Raw genomic sequence first — 9,301 nt, 5'->3', positions numbered from 1 at the left:
CATCATTTACAGAACAGGTTAAGCTGTTGCAGGCACCCCCTTTGCAGCTGATGCCAATGTACTAAAGCTAAGATAATGGAGATTCTTATAGTATGAAAAATGTATGGTTAGCACTCGTTGGCATGGTAATGGCATTCAGTGCATCGGCTGCACAATTTACTGATGGTACCCAGTACCAGACGTTGAACAAACCGGTAACCGGTGAGCCCCAAGTTTTAGAGTTTTTCTCTTTCTATTGCCCGCACTGCTACCAGTTTGAAGAGGTTTACCATGTTCCTCAAGCGGTAAAGAAAGCACTGCCGGAAGGGACTAAAATGACTCGCTACCATGTTGAGTTCCTTGGCCCATTGGGCAAGCAATTAACTCAAGCATGGGCTGTTGCTATGGCATTGGGTGTTGAAGAGAAAATCACTCCATTGATGTTTGAAGGTGTACAGAAAACACAAACGGTACAAACCCCTGATGATATCCGTAATGTCTTTATCAAAGCAGGTGTGAGTGGTGAAGACTATGATGCAGCATTAAACAGTTTTGTAGTTAAATCTCTGGTTGTTCAGCAGCAAAAAGCAGCTGAAGACTTAGAACTACGTGGTGTACCAGCCATGTTTGTTAATGGCAAATATATGATTAAAAACGATGGCATGGATACCAGCTCAATGGATACCTATGTTAAACAGTATGCAGATGTCGTTAAGTTCCTGCTGACTCAGAAATAATAGTATAAAAAGAGGGGCTGGATTTTATTAGCCCCTCTTTTCGTTATCAAATATCCGCACACTTCAAATCTGTTTCTATCCCACTATAAAAACATCATGTTATCTAATGTGATAGCTACTCTTCCGAATGCCGATATTTATTAGTCTTAATGTTGTTTTTGATTGGGTTATCTATTCCAGTGATAGGTTATCGCCAATATTTAAGGTACAAAAAGATAAAAATAAGTTTGCGCGAAGGAATAAAAAATCTGTGCCAATAAATTTACGATAAGTAAAATTAACGGACCTTTTAAGGGTAACTGAATAAGTAATATCCACAATTCAGATAACGAAATAATGACAATAGAATAAGAAAGTAATAACCATAACCATATGATTATTAAGATATAAAATATTAACCTATAAAACAAGAGCCAAAAGATATAATCTGCTCATGTTTTTACTCACAAAGTTATCCACAAGCTGGATCTTTAAGATCACAATGTAAAAATGCTCTCTTCCGCACAACAATGGACGCTAAAATTCGTCTCTTGCTGCGAGCTATGGCATTCTTAGCGTCAGACCTTGATGAATAAAGATGAAGAAACTCTATGGCCCAGATTGCAGAAAACCCATTAATCCTCGTAGACGGTTCCTCTTACCTCTATCGTGCTTACCATGCTTTTCCGCCGCTAACCAACAGCAAGGGCGAGCCAACGGGCGCGATGTATGGCGTGTTGAACATGTTGCGCAGTCTGTTGCTGCAATACCGACCAAGCCATGTCGCCGTAGTTTTTGATGCCAAAGGTAAAACATTTCGTGATGAGCTTTTCGCGGAATATAAGTCTCACCGCCCACCCATGCCCGATGATTTGCGGGCTCAAATTGAGCCGCTTCACCAAATGGTTAAGGCTATGGGGCTACCTTTATTGGTTGTTTCCGGTGTTGAGGCTGACGATGTTATTGGTACTTTGGCACAAGAGGCTGAAAAAGCTGGTCATGCCGTATTAATTAGTACCGGTGATAAAGATATGGCGCAATTAGTTACGCCAAATATCACTCTTATTAATACAATGAATAACGCTATTTTAGGGCCACAGGAAGTGTGCGAAAAATATGGCGTTCCCCCTGAACTGATTATTGATTTTCTCGCTCTGATGGGTGACTCCTCCGATAATATTCCGGGAGTTCCTGGTGTTGGTGAGAAAACGGCACAGGCTTTATTGCAAGGTCTGGGTGGATTGGACTCGCTATTTAGTAATTTGGATAAGATATCCACGCTGACATTCCGTGGTGCAAAAACGATGTCGGCCAAATTAGAGCAGAATAAAGATGTTGCCTATCTCTCTTATAAATTAGCCACGATTAAAACGGATGTTGAACTGGATATAACTTGTGATGAGTTGAATGTCTCAGCACCGGATGATGAGCAATTACATCAATTATTCAGTCGTTATGAGTTTAAGCGCTGGCTCGCAGATGTAGAGGCTGGCAAATGGCTGGATGGTAAAAAAGATAGGCCAACAGCGCAGGCAAGTAATAAAGCTTTTGCAGCACCAGAGTCTGCACCTGTGGCTGAAGTGACTGCCGTGCTCTCACAAGAAAATTATCAGACTATCTTGGATGAAAAATCTTTAAGCGACTGGATTGAGCGGCTTAAAAAGGCAGAGGTTTTTGCTTTTGATACTGAAACTGACGGCCTTGATACCCTCAGCAGTAATTTAATTGGCCTCTCATTTGCAGTGGCACCGGGTGAAGCAGCTTACCTGCCATTAGCGCATGATTATTTGGATGCCCCTGCTCAGCTTGATAGGGATTGGGTTCTGGCCCAGCTTAAACCCTTGCTGGAAGATGATAAGGCACTGAAAGTTGGTCAGAATCTTAAGTTTGACCAAAGCATGCTGGTACGTTATGGCATTGATCTGCGTGGTATTGCTTTTGATACCATGTTGGAATCTTATGTTTTAGACAGTGTTGCCGGCAGACATGATATGGATAGCCTGGCGGAGCGCTATCTCAACCATAAGACCATTACTTTCGAAGAGATCGCCGGTAAAGGTAAAAACCAACTCACTTTCAACCAAATTGCGTTAGAGCAAGCTGGGCCTTATGCGGCAGAAGATGCAGACGTTACCCTACAGTTGCACTTGGTGTTGTGGCCGAAGTTACAGCAAAGTGAAGGACTCAAACGGGTATTCCAAGAAATTGAGATGCCGTTACTGCCAATTTTGTCCCGTATCGAGCGGACAGGTGTATTGATTGACAAGAATATATTGGCGGCGCATTCCAAAGAACTGACTATTCGTCTTGATGAGCTGGAAAAACAAGCGCACGAACTGGCTGAAGAGCCTTTTAATCTCGCCTCGCCAAAGCAATTACAGGTTATTTTGTATGAAAAACAAAAACTACCTATCTTGAAGAAAACCCCTGGCGGCGCGGCTTCAACTAACGAAGAGGTGCTGGCCGAGTTGGCGCTGGATTACCCTCTACCGAAGGTTATTCTTGAGTATCGGGGCTTAGCGAAGCTGAAAAGTACCTATACCGATAAACTGCCGTTGATGATTAACCCGGTTTCAGGGCGAGTTCATACCTCTTATCATCAGGCTGTAACTGCCACCGGGCGTTTATCTTCCCGTGATCCTAACTTGCAAAACATTCCGGTGCGAAATGAAGAGGGGCGTCGTATACGTCAGGCCTTCATTGCGCCAGAAGGTTACCGCATCATGGCGGCTGACTACTCCCAGATTGAGCTGCGTATCATGGCTCATTTGTCGCAGGATAAAGGGTTATTGGCAGCATTTGCTGCTGGTAAGGATATCCACCGCGCGACTGCGGCTGAAGTCTTTGGCTTATCACTGGAAAAAGTCACAAACGAGCAACGCCGCAGTGCGAAAGCCATCAACTTTGGTTTGATTTATGGCATGAGTGCATTTGGTTTGGCGCGGCAGCTGAATATTCCTCGTGGGGAAGCTCAGCGTTATATGGATCTCTATTTTGAGCGCTATCCAGGTGTGTTGGAATATATGGAGCGCACCCGAAAACAAGCCGCCGAACAAGGTTATGTCACGACTCTGGATGGCCGTCGCCTCTATTTACCTGATATTCACTCACGTAATGCTACTCGCCGCAAAGCTGCAGAACGTGAAGCTATCAATGCGCCGATGCAAGGGACAGCAGCTGATATTATTAAGCGTGCAATGATTGCAGTGGATGCCTGGTTACAGCAACAACCTGAGCCTTTGGTGCGGGTCATCATGCAAGTACACGATGAATTAGTATTTGAAGTGCATGAGAGTGTGCTGGAAAGCGCCGAACAGAAGATCCGCGAACTGATGGAACAAAGCATGCAACTGGCCGTGCCATTAAAAGTTGATGTCGGTGTGGGTTATAACTGGGATCAAGCTCATTAGTTGTATGGGTAAGTGGTGATAAATAAAGCATTTTATGTAATTAAGCTACATTTAGGCGCGATAATGCGGGAATGATGTGCGCTGAATCGTGACAATTTGTGTAACTATACAACAAAAAATTCTTTTGCCCTGCGAAAAAATGATGTAGAGTTACAGATGTAGGGTACAGAGGTAAGATGTTCTATCTTTCAGACCTTTTACTTCACGTAATCGGATTTGGCTGTATATTAGCCGCCCCAGTCATTTATTGACTGGGGCGTTTTTTATTGGGTCTTTGTCAGAAAATAGACCAGGAAATGGGCGAAATATTGACTGATAGAAAAGCGTCGTTGGGGGGATTTATCACAAAAAACTGGAGCGAAGGTTCTGGTACTGAGCGATATGACTGCCACTCCTGAAGTAACAGCCCTTGCGGGCTGCACATGGCAATAGGTTATTCGCCTTCTTCGTCGTCATACTCGTCAATCATGACTTCTGGCGGGATTTCGCTGAACCAGGTATCCAGCTTTTCACGCAACTTATCGACACCAATCTTTTTCAATGATGAGAAAGCTTCAACCTGAATATCACCCATAAATGGAATGATAGCTTCTCGTACCATGTTTAGTTGGGCTTTGCGAGCGCCAGATGCCAGCTTATCTGCTTTGGTCAGTAGCAGCATAACCGGGGTACCAACGGCGACTGCCCAGGTAATCATCTGCTGGTCCAAATCTTTCAGTGGATGACGAATATCCATCAACACAACCAACCCTTTCAGGCAGTTACGTTTCTGTAAATACTCTCCTAATGCGCGTTGCCACTTGAGTTTCATCTCTTCCGGGACTTCGGCATAGCCATAGCCTGGCAAGTCGACCAGACGTACACCCTCAACCACTTCAAATAAGTTAATCAGCTGAGTACGGCCCGGTGTTTTACTGGTTCTGGCCAAACTTTTCTGACCCGTTAATGTATTGAGAGCACTCGATTTACCTGCATTTGAGCGGCCAGCAAATGCCACTTCAATACCTTCATCACGTGGCAGATGGCGAATATCCGGAGCACTAATGACGAAGTGAGTCATGTGATAGTTAAAATTTCTGATAGTCAAAATTTGTCGTCTCCGTGAGAGATAGCTTACATGCAGCGATTATAACTGCATCGGGCCGAAAAAAGGGGGTTTATCTTTAGTCCCTTTCTACCTGAAGTTGTAGAGGCTGAAGTTGTAGAGGGTTCGCGGCGCACTCTCTATCTGTTTTTTTTCGTGAAATTGCAATTTTTGTGAGTTGGCGGTCATTGTCGGAAAAACTAATCGCTTATCATTGAATGATTGTTAAGAAAAACTTTATTAATAATAGGCTACACTTATCAGCGGTTAATTTGTTTTTATGATTATTTTTTTGAATAAAAACAAATAACTAATTTTTGTAAGCCATGATTTTTAACAGTGCGGGATGTACTGGCAAGGAGCGTAATCACTTAGGAAGAGTGGGGTATGCTTAAGGAATGTAATGGATATACTGTGAGCCAGGGATGATACAGGGAGCTTATATAAAAGGATGTTTATGGACACAGGCCGGAGTGCTGGGTGAGTCGCCTTCAGGGTTGGGGGGATGGCAAGGATGGCGAATTGCAGTAGGGAGAAACCAGGACGTTATATCAGTGTAGGGAATGCACAGTAAGGATATCCTTCCGCAGAAGGTGCGAAAAAAGGCGACAGGTTAATCTGCCGCCTTTTTTCTTTCTCTTCTTTCTGCTAGATTCCGGCCCAATCCTATACTCAATAAATTTCAAGATGCAGGAAAGCGGCAAATAAGAGCATCTGCAACTTGGAAGATGACGGGTATATACTCAATCCGATCCCATACTCATTTAAGAGCACAGGTTATGAAGCAACCAAATAAAGCACCACGCGCTGACCGTGCGGCCCCGAAAGGCACCGCAACGCCAAAGCGTCATAAAAAAACCCGTGTAGAGCTTGATATTGAAGCCCGCGAGCGCAAACGTCAGAAGAGACACAGTGGCAATCGCTCAGGGGCGAGAACCAATGTTGAGGGTAGCAATAAAACGGGGTCAACTCAGGCTCAAGAAAAAGATCCGCGTATTGGCAGCAAAGTGCCTGTACCTTTGGTGGTCGAGAGCAAGGCAAAAGCGAAGCCAACCACTAAGCCAGTGGCTAAAGTTGAAGCTAAGCCACGCCTGACGCCGGAAGAAGAGCTAACCAAGCTTGAAAACGATGAGCGTCTGGATGCATTGCTGGACAGACTCGATAACGACGAAGTATTGAGCAAAGAAGACCAGGCTTACGTTGATCTGACGTTAGACCGTATCGATGCCCTGATGGAGCAATTAGGTATTGAACTGGGTGACGACGAAGATGACGAAGAGCGCGAAGAAAAGCCGGAAGATATCTTAAAATTACTGAAGAGTGGTAATCCAAAAGATACATTTTAACGGATGAAGTGGGTGATCCCGATAATAGCCCTACTACTTACATGTTATCTATTGTGGTTATTGGGTAAACTATGGCGGCTGTCGCAACGAAGAAAGCAGTTGCGCAGCGCTTCTGTGGCCAGACAACGAAAACATCTGCCCCCTAACCGGCCCGGTAAGCGAAAATATCGGAAGGAATGAACATGTCTGAAAACGCTATAGTTTGGGATCTGTCCCTGATTCAAAAATATAATTATTCAGGGCCGCGCTATACCTCTTACCCCACAGCCCTTGAGTTTAGTGAAAAATACGATGAATCTGCTTTTCAGCAAGCAGTGAAACGTTATCCACAGCGGCCTTTATCGCTGTATGTGCATATCCCGTTTTGCCATAAGCTTTGCTACTTCTGCGGCTGTAATAAGTTGGTGACACGCCAACAGCATAAAGCTGATGAATACCTGGCGGTTTTGGAAAAAGAGATCCGCCAGCGGGCTGCGTTATTTGCTGGTCGCCAGGTCAGCCAGATGCATTGGGGCGGCGGCACGCCAACTTATCTAAATAAAACACAAATTACTCATTTGATGAATCTGTTGCGTGAAAACTTTGATTTTCTACCCGGCGCAGAGCAGTCAATTGAAGTTGATCCGCGTGAAATTGAGCTGGATGTGCTCGATCATCTGCGTGCTGAAGGGTTTAATCGCCTGAGCATGGGGGTGCAGGATTTCAATAAAGAGGTTCAACGGCTGGTTAACCGTGAGCAAGATGAAGATTTTATCTTTGCACTGATTGCCCGCGCTAAGGCGCTGGGATTTAACTCAACCAATATTGATTTGATTTATGGTTTGCCAAAACAGACGCCAGAAAGTTTTGCTTTTACTCTCAAGCGGGTAGCAGAACTCAACCCTGATCGCTTGAGCGTATTTAATTACGCCCATTTGCCGAGTCTGTTTGCCGCACAGCGTAAAATTAAAGATGCGGATTTGCCAAGTGCCGAGCAGCGACTGGATATTTTGCAACATACCATCAGTTTCTTAACGGAATCTGGCTATCAGTTCATTGGTATGGATCATTTTGCCCGACCAGACGATGAGCTAGCGATTGCCCAGCGTGAAGGTAAATTACATCGTAATTTCCAGGGCTATACCACCCAAGGTGAGAGTGATTTACTTGGTTTGGGGGTTTCTGCCATCAGCATGTTAGGTGACAGTTACGCGCAAAATGAAAAAGATTTGAAGACTTACTATGCCGTTGTCGAACAGCGTGGCAATGCCTTGTGGCGTGGCCTGACCATGACTGAAGATGATTGCTTGCGCCGCGACGTAATTAAAACACTGATTTGTAACTTCCAAATCAGCTATCAGCCGATTGAACAGCATTATGGTATTCGTTTCGCTGATTATTTTGCCGAAGATTTTGAGTTGCTCGCCCCCTTTGAACAAGATGGGCTGGTGGAGCGAGATGATAAGAGTATCCGTGTAACTCCGCGCGGGCGTTTACTCATTCGCAATATTTGTATGTGTTTCGATATCTATTTACGTAAACAGGCGCGCAAGCAGCAGTTCTCCCGCGTGATCTAATAAAGTCACCCTCAGTGATGAGGGTGATTGCTAAATAAATTTTATTCCATTCCCAATTCTTTCAACTTACGCGTTAACGTATTTCGGCCCCAGCCTAACAGGCGTGCCGCTTCCTGTTTATGTCCTTGGGTGTGACGTAATGCGGTGGTTAACAGTGTGCGTTCCATTTCTGGTTGCGCTTCTGACAGTAAGTCCTGATGACCAGACCGTAATGCCCGATCTGCCCATTGCGCCAGTAATGTCGACCAATTATCCGGCATCCGTTGGCCGGAAGCATCTGGTGTGCTGGTTTCAAATAGCTCAGAAGGTAAGTCCTGAACCAGTACTTCTTGCCCGGCAGCCATCACGGTCAACCAACGGCAGGTATTTTCCAGTTGGCGTACGTTTCCCGGCCAAGGCAGGCGAGTCAGCGCAACTTCTGTTTCAGGATGTAGGTTCTTGGCTTCGACCCCTAACTCTTTCGCGGCGACTTGTAAGAAGTAGCGCGCCAGACGAGGAATATCTTCACGGCGCTCACGCAGTGGCGGTAAATGCACTCGAATGACATTCAGACGATGGAATAAGTCTTCGCGGAATTTCCCTTCCTGAACCCGTAGCTCCAGATTCTGATGGGTTGCAGCAATGATGCGCACATCCACCTTGACTGGCGCATAACCGCCAACCCGATAGAACTGGCCGTCGGCCAATACGCGCAACAGGCGGGTTTGCACATCCAGCGGCATATCACCAATTTCATCTAAAAACAGAGTGCCGCCATCGGCTTGTTCAAAGCGGCCTTGGCGTACCTGATTGGCACCGGTAAATGCGCCTTTTTCATGGCCAAACAGTTCGGACTCAATTAAATCTTTTGGAATCGCCGCCATATTCAATGCGATGAAAGGGGCTTTGGCTCGAGGGCTATGGCGATGCAGTGCATGGGCCACTAACTCTTTACCCGTACCTGATTCACCGTTAATCAGCACGCTAATAGAGGAGCGCGACAAGCGGCCAATGATGCGAAAAACATCCTGCATCGCAGGTGCTTCGCCGATGATATCAGCCGTCGGGCCACTGGCAGGTTGGGTGCGCGCGGGCTGTTGTTGCTCTTGATAATGGCTGATAGCCCGCTCAACCAGCGCGACCGCTTCATCAATATCAAAGGGTTTGGGCAGATAATCAAATGCCCCTTGTTGGTAAGCGCTAACTGCTGCGTCTAAATCAGAATGTGCCG

The 9,301-nt window shown here is 45.5% G+C and carries 6 protein-coding genes; 4 read left to right on the top strand and 2 right to left on the bottom strand.

Annotated features, from left to right (window positions below; translation table 11 throughout):
* The first annotated feature begins 92 nt into the window (after positions 1-92).
* Together dsbA and polA are read left to right on the top strand one after the other, a co-directional pair.
* A complete protein-coding gene (gene dsbA / locus ACNSO8_RS02590; protein ID WP_019080347.1) occupies positions 93-716 on the top strand; it encodes a thiol:disulfide interchange protein DsbA in 624 nt (207 codons plus the stop codon).
* 590 nt (positions 717-1,306) lie between these two features.
* Positions 1,307-4,105 (top strand): DNA polymerase I, encoded by a 2,799-nt coding sequence (gene polA, locus ACNSO8_RS02585; RefSeq protein WP_418393731.1) that lies wholly within the window; start codon positions 1,307-1,309, stop codon positions 4,103-4,105.
* 433 nt (positions 4,106-4,538) lie between these two features.
* Here the strand turns inward: polA and yihA are convergent, their stop codons facing one another.
* The gene (yihA, locus tag ACNSO8_RS02580) at positions 4,539-5,192 is read right to left on the bottom strand and encodes a ribosome biogenesis GTP-binding protein YihA/YsxC (RefSeq protein ID WP_005165058.1); all 654 of its coding nucleotides are present in this window, start codon (positions 5,190-5,192) and stop codon (positions 4,539-4,541) included.
* Positions 5,193-5,968: 776 nt separating this feature from the next.
* Here yihA and yihI point away from each other — a divergent pair.
* Both yihI and hemN read left to right on the top strand, forming a co-directional pair.
* A complete protein-coding gene (gene yihI / locus ACNSO8_RS02575) occupies positions 5,969-6,535 on the top strand; it encodes a Der GTPase-activating protein YihI (protein ID WP_005175758.1) in 567 nt (188 codons plus the stop codon).
* A gap of 182 nt (positions 6,536-6,717) precedes the next feature.
* A complete protein-coding gene (gene hemN, locus ACNSO8_RS02570; protein WP_019080345.1) occupies positions 6,718-8,091 on the top strand; it encodes an oxygen-independent coproporphyrinogen III oxidase in 1,374 nt (457 codons plus the stop codon).
* 41 nt (positions 8,092-8,132) lie between these two features.
* On the opposite strand, the gene glnG is transcribed toward hemN, so the two are convergent.
* Positions 8,133-9,301 (bottom strand): nitrogen regulation protein NR(I) (glnG, locus tag ACNSO8_RS02565; RefSeq protein ID WP_418393730.1); only part of this gene is annotated, 1,169 nt, incomplete at its 5' end.

The organism is Yersinia sp. LJYL362 (assembly GCF_048323875.1).
This window is presented reverse-complemented; position numbering and strand designations above follow the sequence as displayed.

What these genes read in the sequence shown, in the direction of transcription:
- yihI (WP_005175758.1), top strand. Translation starts at nt 5,969, where the DNA reads ATGAAGCAACCAAATAAAGCACCACGCGCTGACCGTGCGGCCCCGAAA.
- dsbA (WP_019080347.1), top strand. Translation starts at nt 93, where the DNA reads ATGAAAAATGTATGGTTAGCACTCGTTGGCATGGTAATGGCATTCAGT.
- hemN (WP_019080345.1), top strand. Translation starts at nt 6,718, where the DNA reads ATGTCTGAAAACGCTATAGTTTGGGATCTGTCCCTGATTCAAAAATAT.
- polA (WP_418393731.1), top strand. Translation starts at nt 1,307, where the DNA reads ATGGCCCAGATTGCAGAAAACCCATTAATCCTCGTAGACGGTTCCTCT.